This window comes from Lysobacter tyrosinilyticus (genome assembly GCF_054779815.1).
This window is the reverse complement of sequence record NZ_BAAGXN010000014.1, coordinates 1-15,690: the sequence shown is the minus strand read 5'-3', so window position 1 is coordinate 15,690 and position 15,690 is coordinate 1. Positions and strand designations below refer to the sequence as shown.

Annotated in this window: 18 protein-coding genes; 6 read left to right on the top strand and 12 right to left on the bottom strand. The window is 65.0% G+C overall.

The genetic code is table 11. The features are described from left to right. Positions 1 to 167: 167 nt before the first annotated feature. Both ACYVGK_RS16410 and ACYVGK_RS16405 read right to left on the bottom strand, forming a co-directional pair. Entirely contained in the window at positions 168 to 1,415 is a 1,248-nt protein-coding gene (locus tag ACYVGK_RS16410; protein ID WP_460735672.1) for a polyhydroxyalkanoate depolymerase, read from the bottom strand. 266 nt (positions 1,416 to 1,681) lie between these two features. Further along, complete coding sequence (locus tag ACYVGK_RS16405) at positions 1,682 to 2,272, bottom strand: class I SAM-dependent DNA methyltransferase (RefSeq protein WP_460736111.1); 591 nt, start codon at positions 2,270 to 2,272, stop codon at positions 1,682 to 1,684. 265 nt (positions 2,273 to 2,537) lie between these two features. Here ACYVGK_RS16405 and ACYVGK_RS16400 point away from each other — a divergent pair, with 265 nt between their 5' ends. Together ACYVGK_RS16400 and ACYVGK_RS16395 are read left to right on the top strand one after the other, a co-directional pair. After that, positions 2,538 to 2,960, top strand: a complete 423-nt coding sequence (locus ACYVGK_RS16400) for a CopD family protein (RefSeq protein WP_460735670.1) — start codon at positions 2,538 to 2,540, stop codon at positions 2,958 to 2,960. Positions 2,961 to 2,965: 5 nt separating this feature from the next. After that, the gene (locus ACYVGK_RS16395; protein ID WP_460735668.1) at positions 2,966 to 3,412 is read left to right on the top strand and encodes a GNAT family N-acetyltransferase; all 447 of its coding nucleotides are present in this window, start codon (positions 2,966 to 2,968) and stop codon (positions 3,410 to 3,412) included. 81 nt (positions 3,413 to 3,493) lie between these two features. Here the strand turns inward: ACYVGK_RS16395 and ACYVGK_RS16390 are convergent, their stop codons facing one another. Beyond that, positions 3,494 to 3,913, bottom strand: a complete 420-nt coding sequence (locus tag ACYVGK_RS16390) for a VOC family protein (RefSeq protein WP_460735666.1) — start codon at positions 3,911 to 3,913, stop codon at positions 3,494 to 3,496. Positions 3,914 to 3,944: 31 nt separating this feature from the next. Continuing rightward, a complete protein-coding gene (locus tag ACYVGK_RS16385; protein WP_460735664.1) occupies positions 3,945 to 5,645 on the bottom strand; it encodes an alkaline phosphatase in 1,701 nt (566 codons plus the stop codon). A 243-nt stretch (positions 5,646 to 5,888) separates the two neighbouring features. Between ACYVGK_RS16385 and ACYVGK_RS16380 the strand changes: the two genes are divergently transcribed. Next, on the top strand, positions 5,889 to 7,250 hold the full coding sequence (locus ACYVGK_RS16380) for a dicarboxylate/amino acid:cation symporter (protein WP_460735662.1): 1,362 nt from the start codon (positions 5,889 to 5,891) through the stop codon (positions 7,248 to 7,250). 135 nt (positions 7,251 to 7,385) lie between these two features. Continuing rightward, positions 7,386 to 7,814 (top strand): GNAT family N-acetyltransferase, encoded by a 429-nt coding sequence (locus ACYVGK_RS16375; RefSeq protein WP_460736109.1) that lies wholly within the window; start codon positions 7,386 to 7,388, stop codon positions 7,812 to 7,814. A 151-nt stretch (positions 7,815 to 7,965) separates the two neighbouring features. Here the strand turns inward: ACYVGK_RS16375 and ACYVGK_RS16370 are convergent, their stop codons facing one another. From ACYVGK_RS16370 to ACYVGK_RS16360, 3 genes are read right to left on the bottom strand one after another with little or no spacing between them, the layout of a single operon-like run. Next, a complete protein-coding gene (locus tag ACYVGK_RS16370) occupies positions 7,966 to 8,454 on the bottom strand; it encodes an NUDIX hydrolase (RefSeq protein ID WP_460735660.1) in 489 nt (162 codons plus the stop codon). Beyond that, a complete protein-coding gene (gene bla, locus ACYVGK_RS16365) occupies positions 8,454 to 9,440 on the bottom strand; it encodes a subclass B3 metallo-beta-lactamase (RefSeq protein ID WP_460735658.1) in 987 nt (328 codons plus the stop codon). The genes ACYVGK_RS16370 and bla overlap by 1 nt, the downstream gene beginning before the upstream one ends. 36 nt (positions 9,441 to 9,476) lie before the next feature. Further along, positions 9,477 to 9,887 (bottom strand): hypothetical protein, encoded by a 411-nt coding sequence (locus ACYVGK_RS16360; RefSeq protein WP_460735656.1) that lies wholly within the window; start codon positions 9,885 to 9,887, stop codon positions 9,477 to 9,479. A 97-nt stretch (positions 9,888 to 9,984) separates the two neighbouring features. Between ACYVGK_RS16360 and ACYVGK_RS16355 the strand changes: the two genes are divergently transcribed. Beyond that, positions 9,985 to 10,476, top strand: coding sequence for an acyl-CoA thioesterase (locus tag ACYVGK_RS16355; protein WP_460735654.1), 492 nt, complete (start codon positions 9,985 to 9,987; stop codon positions 10,474 to 10,476). 67 nt (positions 10,477 to 10,543) lie between these two features. Here ACYVGK_RS16355 and ACYVGK_RS16350 read toward each other — a convergent pair whose 3' ends face one another. Together ACYVGK_RS16350 and ACYVGK_RS16345 are read right to left on the bottom strand one after the other, a co-directional pair. Continuing rightward, positions 10,544 to 11,176 carry a C40 family peptidase gene (locus tag ACYVGK_RS16350; protein ID WP_460735653.1) on the bottom strand — a complete coding sequence of 211 codons (633 nt, stop codon included), beginning with the start codon at positions 11,174 to 11,176 and terminating at the stop codon, positions 10,544 to 10,546. A 224-nt stretch (positions 11,177 to 11,400) separates the two neighbouring features. Next, on the bottom strand, positions 11,401 to 11,982 hold the full coding sequence (locus ACYVGK_RS16345; RefSeq protein ID WP_460735651.1) for a C40 family peptidase: 582 nt from the start codon (positions 11,980 to 11,982) through the stop codon (positions 11,401 to 11,403). 86 nt (positions 11,983 to 12,068) lie between these two features. Here ACYVGK_RS16345 and ACYVGK_RS16340 point away from each other — a divergent pair, with 86 nt between their 5' ends. Then, a complete protein-coding gene (locus tag ACYVGK_RS16340) occupies positions 12,069 to 12,548 on the top strand; it encodes an FKBP-type peptidyl-prolyl cis-trans isomerase (RefSeq protein ID WP_460735649.1) in 480 nt (159 codons plus the stop codon). A gap of 127 nt (positions 12,549 to 12,675) precedes the next feature. Here the strand turns inward: ACYVGK_RS16340 and ACYVGK_RS16335 are convergent, their stop codons facing one another. The 3 genes from ACYVGK_RS16335 to ACYVGK_RS16325 all read right to left on the bottom strand — a co-directional run. After that, the gene (locus ACYVGK_RS16335) at positions 12,676 to 13,770 is read right to left on the bottom strand and encodes a M35 family metalloendopeptidase (RefSeq protein WP_460736107.1); all 1,095 of its coding nucleotides are present in this window, start codon (positions 13,768 to 13,770) and stop codon (positions 12,676 to 12,678) included. 120 nt (positions 13,771 to 13,890) lie between these two features. Then, the gene (locus ACYVGK_RS16330; protein WP_460735647.1) at positions 13,891 to 14,991 is read right to left on the bottom strand and encodes a M35 family metalloendopeptidase; all 1,101 of its coding nucleotides are present in this window, start codon (positions 14,989 to 14,991) and stop codon (positions 13,891 to 13,893) included. Positions 14,992 to 15,072: 81 nt separating this feature from the next. After that, a partial coding sequence (locus tag ACYVGK_RS16325) for a M4 family metallopeptidase (protein ID WP_460735645.1) occupies positions 15,073 to 15,690 on the bottom strand: 618 nt, incomplete at its 5' end.

Here is a 15,690-nt window from a genome sequence, read left to right as displayed (position 1 = left end):
GATCACCGCATGGTTCAACCTTTCCCGGGGTCGGACAAGGACGACTCTTGGCCTATACGACGGCCCAGAAATACGTAGGGCGGGTTTTAACCCGCCCGTCGAGCCAATCGGATATCGCTATGGCGGGTTGGCTTTTCAGCGGCGAAGCCGATCAAGCCCGCCCTGCATTACGCCGCGTACTTCGCGATGAAGTCGCGCACCTGCGGATACACCTGCGTGCGCCAGCGACGGCCGCTGAAGATGCCGTAATGACCCGCGCCCTCGATGGTGAGATGGCGATGGTCTTCTTCCGCAACACCGGTGCACAGCGTGTGCGCGGCGCGGGTCTGGCCCTGGCCGGAGATGTCGTCCAGTTCACCCTCGATCGTCATGATCGCGGTGTCCTGGATCGCACCCGGATCGACGCGCTCGCCACGCACCACCCATTCGCCCTTCGGCAACAGGTGGCGCTGGAACACGACCTCGACGGTTTCCAGGTAGTACTCCGCCGGCATGTCGAGCACGGCGTTGTATTCGTCGTAGAAGCGGCGGTGCGATGCGGCGTCTTCGAGGTCGCCCTTCACCAGATCCTGGTAGAAGTCCCAATGCGACTGGAAGTGGCGCTCGGGATTCATCGCCATGAAGCCGCCGTGCTGCAGGAAGCCGGGATACACGCGGCGGTTGTGGCCGGGATAGTTCGCGGGCACCGCATGCACGAGGTTGGCTTCGAACCACCACAGCGGCTTCTGCGTAGCCAGGTCGTTCACCTTGGTCGGATTTTCGCGCGTGTCGATCGGGCCGCCGAACATCACCATCGAACGCGGCGTCTTCTCGCCACGCGCCGCCATCAGCGAGACCGCGGCCATGGTGGGCACGGTCGGCTGGCACACGCTGATCACGTGCAGGTTGTCGGCGCCGATCGTGCGGATGAATTCCTGGATGTATTCGACGTAGTCGTCGAGATGGAACGCGCCGTCCTCGAGCGGAACCATGCGTGCATCGACCCAGTCGGTGATGTAGACCTTGTGGTCCTGCAGCAGCGTCTTGACTGTGTCGCGCAGCAGTGTGGCGTGGTGGCCAGACAGCGGGGCGACCACCAGCACCGACGGATCGTCTTTGAACTCCTTGATCTCGCCGGGACAGTCGGCGAAGCGCTTGAAGCGCAGCAGCCGGCAGAACGGCTTCTTCAGCACTTCGCGCTCGACGACCGGAAAGCTCTTGCCGTCCTTCTCGATGGCATGGATGCCGAATTCGGGCTTCTCGTAGTCCTTGCCGATGCGATACATCAGCTCGCAGCTCGCCGCCACGCGCGATGCACCTGGCAATGACGACAGCCAGCTGCCTTGCGCCCCGAACATCCTCGCGTTGGCTTCCGCCCAGTAGTTCCACGGCTGCATCCAGGCGCGGCCGAGTTCGTGCAGGTGATACAGCAGCATTCGCGAAGGGGCCCCTGTCCCGTAAACGCGTTTGATGCGCCGCAGCATAGCCGAAGCCGGCGGCCGGTTTGTGAAACGCGTCGCGAAATCCGGAGGCGCGCCGTCCTGGTTCCGGCCAGCTGGATTTGTAGAGCGGAGCTTGCTCCGCTGCTTTTTGCCCCGGTAGATCCGGGCCTGCCCTGATCGCTCCTGCCAGCCGCGCCGGGCGGGCCCGGCGCTATGAGGGCGCAAAAACAGCGGAGCAAGCTCCGCTCTACAAGGTAGGGTCAGTCGGTTTCCAGCGCGGTGGCATGCCCGCGCAGCGTCGGCGAGAGCCACAAGTGCGCGCCAATCCGGGTGAATCCGGCCTTCTTGAAGCGCTCGCGATAGAACTTCGCGGGACGATTGCGGAAGTCGTGCTCGTCGCCTTCGGCGCCGTCTTCGCGTGCGAAGGTTTCGAGGAAGGCGACGCCGCCGCACAACTCGGCCAGGCCGGGCAGGCCGCGGTCGAGTTCGCGCGTGTCGAGGTAGTGCATCACGTCGCTGCACACCAGCAGGTCGACGGGCGGGCAGGGGCGCAGCAGGGCGAAGTCGCCGAAACTGGCGCAGTGCAGGTTGCGGCGTGCGCCGTAGCGGCGGACCGCGTACTCGCTGCTGTCGAAGCCCAGATATTTCGCCTTCGGCCGCAGCTTGAGCAGCGGCGCACGCCATACGCCCTCGCCGCAACCGACGTCGAGGACGGTACGCAGCGGGCGTTCGAGGAAGTATTCGGCCGTGCTTACCGCCATCGCGACCTTGCGCGCCAGGCGTGCGCGGTCGCCGATGCCGCGCTGGCGGTACCAGGTGTCGAAGTAATCTTGGTCGTAGCGCTTGGTCATGATTCGTGGTGTGGCGAAGTAGTCATTCATCATCCGGGCGAATCCGGCCTTGTAGAGCGGAGCTTGCTCCGCTGCCTTGGCTCGCCCTTGTAGCGCCGAGCCTGCTCGGTGCGACCGCAGGCAAGAGCGATCCGGGCAGGCCCGGATCTACGACAGGAGCAGCGGAGCAAGCTCCGCTCTACAAAGGACACTCTGCGTCGGATGACGACAGGGTTTTCATGGTTTGCTCGTGTCATCCTATCGCGACTGCGTATCGGAGCCCCGCATGCAAGCCTATTTCTGGACCAAGACCGCCCACGTCGTATTCGTCATGGCCTGGATGGGCGGCGTGTTCTATCTACCGCGGATTCTGGTGAACCTCGCCGAGGCCGGCGATGAGACCGCGGTGCGCGCGCGGCTGCTGTTGATGGGGCGTCGCCTGTACCGGTTCGGCCACATCATGTTCGGGTTCGCCCTCGCGCTGGGTCTGGTGCTGTGGCAACACTTCAACATCGACGGCGAATGGCTGCATGCGAAGCTGACGCTGGTCGCGCTGATGCTGGCGTATTTCATCGTCTCGGGACGCTGGTTGAAAGGTGTCGAAAAAGGCCGCGCACTGCCGTCGTCGCGCACGCTGCGCTGGTTCAACGAATTGCCGGTGTTGCTGCTGGTGGCGATCGTGTACCTGGTGCTGGCCAAGCCGTTCTGATCCCGATGCAGATCGCACCGCTCACTGCGCAGGACCGCGACCAGTGGGAGCGCCTGGCGCGCGGCTACAAGGATTTCTACAAGACGCCGACCACCGACGCAGAATTCGATACCGCGTGGCAGCGCCTGCTCGCACAGGATGGCGTCTTCGGCCTCGGTGCGACCGTTGACGGCGAGCTGGTGGGAATTGCGCATTACCTGTTCCACACCACGGTGTGGGCGCCGACGTCCTGCTATCTGCAGGACCTATTCACGGCCCCGAGTGCGCGCGGTAAGGGCGTGGCGCGGGCTCTGATCGAAGCCGTGGCCGTGGTTGCGCAGCAACACGGCGCGGCGCGCTATTACTGGATGACGCAGGACCACAACGCGGTTGCGCGGGCGTTGTATGACAAGGTCGCGCAGAACCGCGGTTTCATTCGCTACGACTTTCCGCTGTCAGCGCGTCTCTCGTAGGTCCGCGCCTGCGCGGACGCTTTTTTTGCACCAATCCCAGAAGCGTCCGCGCAGACGCGGACCTACATGAAGGGATGACGCTCATCCTTCCACCAGAACCCCGCCCCAGCTGGCGGGGTCGACGTCGGCGATGCTCTGCGAAAACGTCCAGGTGTGTCCGCCAGGATCGATGGCGCTGTATTGGCGTTCGCCGTAGGGGTAGTCGGCAGGCATGCGCAGGATCCTTGCGCCATGCGCGACCGCGCAGGCGTGGTGCGCATCGAGGTCATCGACACGCACCATCACGGCGTGCGTGCGGTCATCGTTGACCGCGTCGGCCGGCAGTTCGATCACGACCATCGCACCGCGTTGGCCAAAGAGCAGCTGGATGCGATGCCCTCCGATCAGCAGCCGCTCGCGAAACCCGAAGGCCGCGCATAGCCACGCGGCGGCTTCCTTGACATCGCGGTAGGCGAGCTCGGGAATCAGCTCGGCATCCGGCATGGCGCGATTGGTCGTCATCACATCCTCCATGCCGGCATCTGCCGGCGTGCTATTGCTGCTTGAATGCTTCCGGCTTCGGCAACTGCACCGGCACACCATTGCTGTCGCAGTCGCCGGCCTTGCACAGGACCGCGCGTAGTGCCGGCATCGCCTGCAGCATGAAGTGGTAGATCGTGTTCTGCTCGACGCTGCCGCGTACCGCCTCGCTGCCCGGACCGCGCGCCCAGATGCCGACGTCGTCGCCGCCGTGGGTTTCATAGTTCATCGGCGCGACGGATTCCTGCAGGTAATCCGGATCTTCGGTGTTGACCTTGGTCAGGTTGGGGCGGCCCTGCTTGGCTGGCTCGGCGCCGCTGAGCTCGTGCTGGAAATGCTTGGGACCTTCGTCTTCCTGCGCGTCCGCGCCGACGTAACCGGGACCGTTGCTGTAATTGAGCGTGGTGTAGGGCAGGCCCAGCGCATCGAGTGCGTATTCGCTGTTGCTGCTGCCTTCGCCACTGCTGCCCTTGACCTTGCCGAGGATCGGATTGCCGCGCACCGGATAGCCGACGAAGCTCAGGGTGTGGGAGTGATCGGCAGTAACCAGTATCAACGTGTCGTCTGAGGACGTCATGGCGTCTGCGGCCTTCACCGCATCGCTGAACGCGATGGCGTCGGTGAGTGCGCGGTAGGCGTTGCCGAAGTGGTGCGCATGATCGATGCGGCCGCCTTCCACCAGCAGCACGTAGCCGTTGGAATTCCGGCGCAGACGCGTGATCGCGGCGCGGGTCATCTCCGCCAGCGAGGGCTCGCCGGCAACATCGCGCGGACGATCGTGCTCGAAGGCCATATGGTCGTAATTGAAGAGCGCCAACAGCGGCTTATCGTCCGGTGCCTGCTGCAGCTGCTTGGCATTCCACACGTAGCTGCCCGCAGGATGGCGCTGCTTCCAGGCTTCGATCAGATCGCGGCCGTCGAGGCGCTGCCCGACCTTGTCGGCTTCTTCTGGGTCGCGCTGTTCGACGGTCATGAATTCGTTGCGACCGCCGCCCATCAGCACATCGGGGCCGGTGCCGTAGGGCGATTCGACCATCTGCCGCGCGATGTCGACGCAGCCGGTCTGCTTGTCGGCTTCGGAAATCTCGGTGTCGTTTTCCCAGTTGCGGTCGGGCACATGGGAGAAGGTCGCGCCCGGCGTCGCGTGGGTCACGCGCGTGGTGGTGACCACGCCGGTGGCGAAGCCGCCGCTGGCGGCAAGTTCCCACAGCGTCAGGATCGGCGTCTTCAAGGCTGCGGCGCAGTCGCCCTTCTTCGCGCTCTGGCCGATGCTCAACACGCCCATACGCGTTTTGACCCCGGTGGCCATCGCGCTCATGGTGCCGGCGGAGTCGGGCGTCTGCGAATCGGTGTTGTAGGTCTTGCTGAATGCTGTAGCGGGGAAGTTTTCCCAGCCCAGCCGGTTCTCCTCACCAGGCCCGCCCTTGCGCTGACCTTCGAGGATGCGTGCTGCAGCGACCGTGGTCAGGCTCATGCCGTCGCCGACGAAGAGAATCACGTTCTTCGCATGGCCATTCATCGCACCGCGCTTGGCGGCCTGCGCGGCGCCGTCGCGGAACCACCAGTCCGGGGTTTCTTCCGCGGGACGCTTGATCGTGGGCACGTCCACGTTGAACGCCGATGCAGTAGTAGAGGCGGTGCTGGGAGCCGTGCTGGCGCACGCGCCGAGCAGGGTGGAAGCCAGAGCGATGCTGATGACACGCAAGGAATGCATGAAGACCTGCCGGATTGGGACCGGCCGAGCGCCGGAACCTCGCGATTATGCCAACTCGTCATTGCCGCATGACGTATGCGTATGGACAGCGGCGGGCGACTGGCGGTGCGGGCTAGGGGCGCATCGCCGGGTTGCTGGAACGACGAATTGCATCCACCGGGCTCGCTCGCTCCCGCCGGCTCGGCTAAGGTGCGGGCTTCCCTGGCGGCGCCGCCTGGCTGGCGCGATGGAGACTTCTGGATGATGAAGCTGGTTTCCGGTTGGTTGCGCATTCCGTTCTGGCAACGCGTGGTGCTCGGCTTCGTGCTGGGCGCATTCGCCGGCTGGCTGTTCGGCAAGGATGCAGAGACCTGGTTCGGCCCGCTGGGCGACGTCTACGTCAACCTGATCAAGATGATCGCGGTGCCGCTGGTGTTCTTCGCGGTGATCAACGCGGTGAGCGCGTTGCACGGGCAGAAGTCGATTGCCGCGTTGGGCGGGCGCACCTTCCTGTGGTTCGCGATCACCGCCATTCTGGCCGTGGGCGTGGGCCTGCTGACCGGCTGGGTGGTGAAGCCCGGCGCGGGCGTCGACATCGGCACGCTGCAGGTCGCTTCCGACTACGTGCCGAAGAAGCCACCGGGCGTGCTCGACGTGCTGTTCAACATCATTCCGACCAATCCGTTCGCGGCGATGGCCGGTGCGGACACGGCGAAGACTGCCGATGGCATGAAGGTGCTGGTGCCGCGCAACGGCACCGTGCTGCAGGTGATCTTCTTCGCCGGCCTGATCGGCTTCGCCTTCGTGAAGCTGGGCGAGAAGACCGCCAACCTGCGCAAGCTCTGCGGCGAAGCCAGCGAGACCATGATCCAGGTCACCCGCTTCGTGCTGGAGTTCACTCCGCTGGGCACGTTCGGTCTGATCGCGTCGCTGGTCGGTGGTTACGGCTTCGAGCAGCTCAAGCCACTCGGTCATTTCGTGATCGCGCTGTACATCGCGTGTGCCTTCCATATCGTCGTGGTCTACAGCGGCCTGCTGCTGGCGCATGGCCTGAATCCGCTGAAGTTCTTCCGCGGTGCGGCGCCGGGCATGCAGGTCGGCTTCGTCGCATCGTCGAGCTTTGCCGCGATGCCGGTGTCGCTGCGCAGCGTGGTGCACAACCACGGCGTCGATCGCGACTACGCCGCGTTCGCAGTGCCGCTGGGCGCGACGATCAAGATGGACGGCTGCGGTGCGATCTATCCGGCGCTGGCGGCAGTGTTCATCGCCCAGTACGCGGGCATCGACCTGACGTTCGACAAGTACCTGATCATTGCTCTGGCTTCGGTGTTGGGCAGCTTCGGTACCGCTGGGGTGCCGGGCACCGCGGTGATCATGGCGACGGTGGTGCTGAGTGCCGCCGGCCTGCCGCTGGAAGCCATCGGTTATCTCTATGCGATCGACCGCATCCTCGACATGATGCGGACGATGACCAACGTGACCGGGCAGATGCTGGTGCCGGTGCTGGTCGCGAAGGAGACCGGATTGCTGGACCGCGAGGTGTACGAAGCGGCATCCAGCAACGTCGGTGTTGCCGAAGGCGAGGCCGCGGAAATACCCAGCGGCATCGGCAAGGAAAGTGCCTGAGCGAAGGCGGCGAGGCTCCCCCGATCGGTGCATCGTCTGGCGGTTGTCACGGACGCCAACCTCACGCGTCTTTCTCCCGTGCCGCAGCAGGATAATCGCGGGGCGCTCGGCCCCCGGAAGGTTTCAGAGATGGCAATGGCCGAACACGAAGTCCAGTTGGTCGAGCGTTTCCCCGAGGCCGACGACTATTGCCGCCTGCGTGCGCAGGCCGGCATGTCGCCCAAGACGCTCGAAGCCGCGCGCAAAGGTCTGCCCAATACGCTGTACGGGGTCAGCCTGCGTTGTGGCGAGGAAGTGATCGGCATGGGCCGGATCATCGGCGACGGCGGCTGCTTCTATACGGTGGTCGACATCGCCGTTGCTCCGGCATATCAGGGGCGGGGGCTCGGCAAGCTCATCATGAGCGCGCTCGACGCCTGGCTGCGCGTCAACGCCGAACCATCCGCTTACGTCACCCTGGTTGCCGATGGAGACGCCAAGTACCTCTACAAAAAGTACGGCTTCGTCGAGACCGCGCCGGCGTCGGTCAACATGGAATACATAGTCGCGCCGAAGGAGCAGTGAGGCACGCGGCGCCAACAACGTGCGCATCGATGGCCAATGGGCATCACTCATCACCAAGAACACGTCGACCCCGGAGAGACCTCCAAGCCGACGCCGTGACGCGGGCGCTTTGGCGTTGCTGCAGTTGGCTTGGGAATGCCGCGGGTCTGCCTCAGGCCCGCGAATACCGCCACGACACCATCCGCCCGTCGCGGTACGGCATCACGCCGTGGAACGGACGAGGGTCGTCGTCGAAGACCAGCGGCAGGAACTGACGGTCGCCTTCCCACATCGGCAGATCGAGCAGGCGGTCGCGCCGCACCCATTCCAGCGGACCTTCGGCATTGCGCTCAAACGGTGTGCCGGTGAAACGGGTGATGACGAAGACGAAGCCCAGCCAGTCCTCGCCCTGCTTGCCGAAGCCGGGCCAGCTGATCGTGCCGCGCAGCGAGAGTTCCACGCAGTCGATGCCGGCTTCCTCATGGATCTCGCGGCGCATGCCGGCGAGGACGTCTTCATCCGGCTCGATCTTGCCGCCCAAGCCGTTGTACTTGCCCAATTGGTGATCGTCCGGGCGCGCGTTGCGATGGACCATCAGCACTTCGTTGCCGTCGGGCGAGAGTACGTAGCCCAGCGTGGCGACGATCGGGGTGTACGGCATCAGCGCTGCTCCTTGCGCTGCGCTTCCAACTGCTTGTCGAAGCGGGCTTGCGCGCCGTCGGCATAGGCACGGCATGTCGTCGGTGTGGAGTGCGGCGCGGCCGTGTTGGCGGGCGTCCAGCCGCTGGCGTCCGGGTGCGGCGTGATCAGGAGATCGCAGGGCAGGTTGCGGACCACGTCGAAGCTATGACGGTAATCTTCGATGATGTGCGGGTAGCGCGGATTGTCGACGAGGCGAAAACCCGGCGCGCTCAAACTGTCGGCGTAGGCGATGCGCAATGGCTTGCCGTTACGCGTATCGGTCCAGGTCCAGCTCAGGCTGCCGGGTGTGTGGCCGGGAGTGAAGTGGGCGACGAAGCGCAGGCCGCCCAGTTCGACGACTTCACCATCGAGTACCAGTCGATCGGCTTGCACCGGCGGAAACAGCATCCCGGCGTCGTCGCCGTGCTGCAGGTCGGCGCTGCCGCCCCGCGCCAGCAGCGCAGCGGATTCAGCGTTGCTGACCAGGCGCGCGCCGGTTGCGTTGCGGATCGCCGCCAGTGGGCCGGCATGATCGACGTGGGCGTGACTGTGCAGGATCAGTTTCAGCTCGTGCGGCGCGATGCCGAGAGCCTTCATGTGCGCCAGCAGCATGTCCGCCGCCTGCGGCAAGCCGCCGTCGATGAGCACCGCACCTTCCGGTGTTTTCACAAGCAGCGCGGTAATGCCTTCGGTGCCGATGTACCAGGTGTGATCGCCCAGTTGGAACGGAGGCGTCGGCTGGCGCCAGTAATCGTCCGCCTGGTAGGCCTGCAGTTGCGGCAGTACCGGTTCGGCCGCGAAGGCCTGGGAACAAGGGAAAGCAGGCAGGCAAACGTAAGGGCGCGAACCAGCATTGTGCTTGGGATGAGTGCGGGGGGAGAGCGTCGGAGTTTCTCCGATTGCACGGTGCCGAACCAGTGCGTAGCGGCGCGCGTACTGACATGCATACGCGCGACATGAAGGCATCGCGGTAATGCTGAGGACTGCTATGGAGGGCCTGCGTTACCCGTTCGGCATCGCTTTCGTGCGCACCAGTCGCGCCGCGAGCCACGCGGCTGGAATTGGCAATGCGATACCAGCGATCGTCATCCACAACGGGTGCGGAATCATCATGTTGTTCGCAACGACACCGAGCACCACCAGCGCTCCGATCACCAGCGCCGCCGCGCGGCGATGCCGGCCGATTCGTGCAGCCGCCGAGCCACCCAGAAAGGCGCCCAACACCCAGCCGGCAACCACCACCAGCATGGCCGACCAGGGCGCAGCGGCAATGTGCAGCGCCAGTGCTTCCGGGTTGCGCAAATCCACTCCCGGCGGCGGACGATGCAGTACGAGGCTGCCGAATTCGGCTACCGACATCACCAGCCATGCGAGAACCAGCCCCGCCAGGATGCCCAGGATCGTGCGCCCCATCTGCTTTGCTCCTTCCCCGAAGAGCTCGCAGCATTGCGCATGCGCGCGCGTGCCCGCAAGCGTGCACACTGACGTCCTTTCCCCGCACGGACCGACCATGAGCGGACAGCAACGCGAACTCACCCTGCGCTTCCTGGCCCAACCCACCGATGTGAATTACGGTGGCAAGGTGCACGGCGGCATGGTGATGAAGTGGATCGACCAGGCCGGCTACGCGGCGGCGGTCGGCTGGAGCGGACGCTACTCGGTGACGGTCGCGGTGGGTGGAATACGCTTCGTGGCCCCCATCCGCATCAGCGACCTGGTGACGATCTCGACCAAGCTGGTGCACACCGGCACGAGCAGCATGCACTTCGCTGTGGATGTGATGGCGGCCGATCCGATCGCCGGCGGGGAGCCGCGGTTGTGCACGCACTGCGTGATCGTGTTTGTCGCCCTCGATGCCGTGGAAGGAAAGCCCATGCCGGTACCGCCGCTGCAGATCGCCAGCGAGGAAGACCAGCGCCTGGCCGAGTACGCGATGAAAGTGATGGAGCTGAGCAAGGGCATCGAGCAGACGGTCGAACGCTATCGCGTCGCCGTGGACTGACCTTGCTCTCCGCCGGAAAAACAAAAGGCCGCCCAGGGCGGCCTTTTCACTTTGCGAGGCGGAGATCTCAGCCGCCGTCGACCGCGACCCGGCGTGCCTGCATGAAACGGCCGCTCCAGTAACCCTGGTCGAGGCTGGAGACGGTCACGTCCTTGCCGCGGCTGGGCGCGTGGACGAAGCGGCCGTCGCCCACATAGATGCCGACGTGGTTGACCCGGCCCTTGCGGCCGAAGAACACCAGGTCGCCGGCGGCGAGCTTGGTACGGTCGGTGATCAGCTCGCCATTCTTGGCCATGTCGCGGGACACGCGCGGCAACTCGATGCCCAGCGCGTTGCGGAAGACGTAGCCGACCAGGCCGCTGCAGTCGAAGCCCTTGTCCGGGTCGGTGCCGCCCCAGCGATAGGGCGTGCCGAGCAGGGCAAGCGCCTTCTGCAGCACGCTCTTGATCTTGCTGTCGCCGGCGACCGGAGTACCAATCGCTTCGGCGGGGAGATCCAGAGCGTCCAGGACCGGCAGGTCCAGCGACATCGCCGGTGCGAGCAGGCTGTTGACGTTGGCGGCCAAGCCGAGGGCTCGGTCGGAGAAGCTGGGCTTGGCTTCGACCTTCTCGATCTTGGCGGCCGGTGCCCCAGGTTGTTCGGTGGTCTTGTGCTTCGCCGGGAACGGAGCCCCGTCGTCAGTCGGTCCGGCGAACGCCATCAGCGCCGGGGCGCACAGCGCCAGCGCAAGAGAGAGACGAAGCCATGCCCGGGCGCGCCGGGAGGGAGTTGTAGCAGCAGGGCGGCCGTTGTTTCGGGTCGTCACGCGGCATCACTGATCGAAAACCGAGGGCGATGATGCCTAGCCGGGGAGGCCCGAATGTTCAGAAAAAGTTAAAAATTAATTAACGCGGAAGTCTGAGTTGGCAAAACCGAGCATCCGACTCAGTTCAGGACTCGCCGTGCCCCGCTGTAGTGGTCGCGCCAGTAAGGGCCGTCCAGATGGTCCAGGCGCACCGTGCCGCCGGTGCTCGGGGCATGGACAAAGCGGCCTTCGCCGACATAGATGCCGACATGGCTGACCGTGTTGCCGACCCCGAAGAACACCAGGTCGGCCGCGGCCAACCGTTCCGGCGCGATGCGCGGGCCCTGCCAGGCGGCCAGTTCGCGGGAGGTGCGGGGCAGTCGGACGTCGAGCATGTCGCGGTACACGTAGTTCACCAGGCCGCTGCAATCGAAGCCGCTTTCCGGTGTGTTGCCGCCGTAGCGGTAGGGGGTGCCGACGAGGCTGATTGCCCGCATCAGCACCGCGTTGGCCCGGACCGGGTCGGCCGGTCGCACCACCGGCCAGTTGCGATGCGCGGGCAAGGGTTGGCGCACCAACTTGTCGCCGCCACACCCGGTGACCAGGATTGTCGTTGCCAGAGCCGCAATCAGGACCGGAAGCCACGCGCGCGCTGGAATGGCGCGGGGGTTGCCGGGATAATGCGCGGCTCCGTCGGCGGGGCTCGGGAATTGCGTCTTCACGCACCGAAGCTTGGCCGTTCCCGCCGCTGCCGGCAAGGCGCCGGCACGTCACATCGGCCGCATCCGGCCCATCACCGAGTCCAGCAATGAAGATCGAGAAAGACCGCGTCGTCAGCTTCCACTACACCGTCAGCGAACAAGGCCAGGAACCGCTGGAAAGCTCCGAAGGCCGCGATCCGCTGGTGATCCTGATCGGCCACGGCAACATCATCCCGGGCCTGGAGAAGGCGATGGAAGGCCGCGAGGCTGGCGAGAAGTTCGACGCCGACGTCGCCGCCGCGGAAGCCTATGGCGAGAAGCGCGAAGGCCTGACCCAGCGCATCCCGAAGAAGCATTTCGAAGGCCAGCGCCTGGAGCCGGGCATGCAGGTGATCCTGCAGACCAACTTCGGCCCGCGCGCCGTGACCATCCAGAAGGTCGGCATGAGCGTGGTCGACGTCGACCTCAACCACCCGATGGCTGGCAAGGACCTGCACTTCGCGATCGAGATCGTCGACGTGCGCGAAGCCTCGGCTGAAGAAGTCGAGCACGGTCACGTGCACGGCGAGGGTGGCCACCACCACTGATCGCCCGCGCGATCCGGTTTGTACGACGGCCCGCTTTCGCGGGCCGTTGTCGTTTAGGGCTGCCGATGCGCTGGAAAGAAAACGGCCCGCTCGCGCGGGCCGTCTTCATGAGCGAAGTGGAACCCGCTCAGTTCTGCGACGGGTGATTCTCGGCGAAGTATTCGTGGCTGTCCGCGTTGTCGATCGCGGCGGCTGGATCGGTGATCGCCAGGTTCTTGGCGCCCGCCTGGCCATAGACGTGATCGTCGGTGCCGGCTACGACGTTGAAGTGGCTGGTTTCGTGGATCAGCGTACCGGCCTTGGAATCGGTACCGGTCAGCGGTGCCGACCAGAATGCGCGGCAGACGAAGATCTCATACGGGCGCGTCGGATAGACGTAGGCGTAATAGCTCTGGCTGCAGCCGCAGTTGATCTTGATCTGGCCGTTGTTCTGGTCGATGGCGGCGTCGATGTTCACGAAGTGCTGGTTGACGGTGGAATAGCGCGAGCTGGTGTAGGCGCCGAACCACGTGGTGTAACGCGCGCCCACGGTGCCTCCATTGAGATAGCCCTTGGCATTTTCCGCGTAGTTGCGTGCTTCGACGACGGCCTTGCCGGCGCCATCGATCTGCGTGGTCGAGCAACCGACGTACGACACGCCATTGACGACCGTACCGCCGCCACCGCCGCCGGGCTTGCCCTTGGCTGCCTGCCCACCCTTGGCGAGCACATCGGCGCCATCGACCCACAGGCGCAGCGGTACCGACTGGATGGCCATCGGCAGGCCGTTGCCTTGCTTGAGCATCTCGCCATTCGATAGCGATGCGTGCTGCAGCGGAGACGCCAGCGCGACGACATAGTCACCGCTCTTGGACATGTCATAGCTGTTGGACAGGTCGACGGTGACGCGCAGGGTTTCGCCGGCGCGCAGGATCGCGAAATCCTCGGCCTGAGGCAGGCCGCGCTTGATCATCGGACCTTCGTACTGCACCGGTTGGCCGTCGCGGCTGACCTGAAACAGCTTGGCTTCCATGAAATCGGACGGCAGCTCCCACTTCGGCACACGCACGGTGTGGTTGCTGGTATTGGTGATGGCGACATCCACCGCACCCAGGAAGCCGCCGTCGGATGCCTTGGCGGCGAAGAGGCTGACGCGTAGCGGATTGGTCTTGGTCGACGGTGCAGCGGAGACAGCCGCGGCAATCGTGCCGGCAAGCAGGGCAGAACAGGTGACGACGTTGATCAGCTTCATTCCATGCTCCTTCTGGTTTGCGGGGGACAGCTGTTTAAACGGGGGGCCTGGATCCAATCGGCCCATGGCAAACGGCCCGCTTGCGCGGGCCGTTTACTTGTAGCGCTTCGCTTAGTTCTGGAACGGGTTGTTCTCGGCGAAGTATTCGTGGTTGTCGGCGTTATCCAGCGCGTTGGTCGGGTTGGTGTTGGCCAGGTTCTTGGCCCCTGCCTGCCCGTAGACCCAATCGTCCGTGCCGGCTACGACGGTGAAGTGGCTCATTTCGTGGATCAGCGTACCGGCCTTGGAGTCGGTACCCATCGCCGGCGCCGGCCAGAAGGCGCGGCAGACGAAGATCTCGTACGGCGAGTTCGGATACACATGGGCGTACTCGGTGCCGTTGCAACCACAGTTGATCTTGATCTGACCGCCGCTCTGGTCCATCGCGCCGTCGATCGAGACGTAGTGCTGGTTGGCGGTCGAGTAACGTGCCGAGGTGTAGGCGCCGAACCAGGTGGTGTAGCGCGCACCGACCGTGCCGCCGTTCAGATAGCCCTTGGCGTTTTCGGTATAGGTGCGTGCGTCGACCACGGCCTGGCCGGCCTGGCTGATCTGCGTGGTCGAGCAACCGACGAAGGTGACGCCGTTGACGACCGTGCCACCGCCCGACGGCGGCTTGCGCATGGCCGTGGTGCCGCCCTTGGCGAGCATGTCGCTGCCATCGACCCACAGGCGCAGCGGCGCGGACTGGATGGTCATCGGCAGGCCGTTGTCGTGCTTGAGCATTTCGCCGTTCGACAGCGAAGCGTGCTGCAGCGGCGACATCAGAGTGACGGTGTAGTCACCGCTCTTGGACATGTCGTAGCTGCCCGACAGGTCGACGGTGGTGCGCAGGGTCTCGCCGGCGCGCAGCATCGCGAAGTCCTCGGCCTTGGGCAGGCCGCGCTTGGCCATCTGGCCGACGTACTCCACCGGCTGGCCGTCACGGCTCACCTGGAACAGCTTGGCTTCCATGAAGTCGGACGGCAGCTCCCACTTCGGCACGCGCACGGTGTGGTTGCTGGTGTTGGTGATGGCGACGTCGACGGCGCCGAGGAAGCCGCCGTTGGAGGCCTGGGCGGCGACCACGCTGACGCGCAGCGGGTTGGCCTTGGTGGAGGGCTGCGCCGTGACGGCTGCAGCGATGGTGCCGGCGAGCAGCGCCGAGCAGGAAACGACATTGATCAGTTTCATTCCACTTTCCTTAAGAGTTCAGAGGAGCGGGGGATGTAATGAAGATGGCCCGCTTTCGCGGGCCATCCTTGGCAGCTTCGATCAGTTGACGCTGACCGCGCTCCACGCCGCGGCGACGGCGTTGTACTCGGCCGAGCCGTTGCCGTAGAGATCGGCAGCAGCGTTCAGCGTCGCAACGCGAGCCTGCGGATAGGTCGTGCTGGAGGTGAAGTACACGTCCAGCGCGCGGTACCAGATCTTCGAAGCGGCGTCGCGGCCGATGCCGGTGATCGACGAGCCGTTGCAGGTGGTCGAGGTGTGGGTCACGCCACCGAACACCTTCGAACCGCTGCCTTCAGCCAGCAGGTAGAAGAAGTGGTTGCCCACGCCCGAGCTGTAGTGCGGGTCGAGCGAGGCGACGCTGGTCGACCAGCAGTTGCGCGACGAACCGTCCTTCGCCGGGTCATACATCCAGCGCAGCGCCTTGGTGCCGGTCGGGTTGGAGATGTAGACCTCCTCGCCGATCAGGTAGTCACCCGGATCCGAAGCGTTGTTGGCGAAGAACTCGACCATGGTGCCGTTGATGTCGGAGTTGGCTTCGTTCAGACCGCCCGCGTCGCCGGAGTAGGCCAGGTTGGCGGCGGCCTGGGCGACGCCGTGGCTCATTTCATGGCCGGCCACGTCGAGCACGGTCAGCGGCTTCCAGCTCACGCCGTCGCC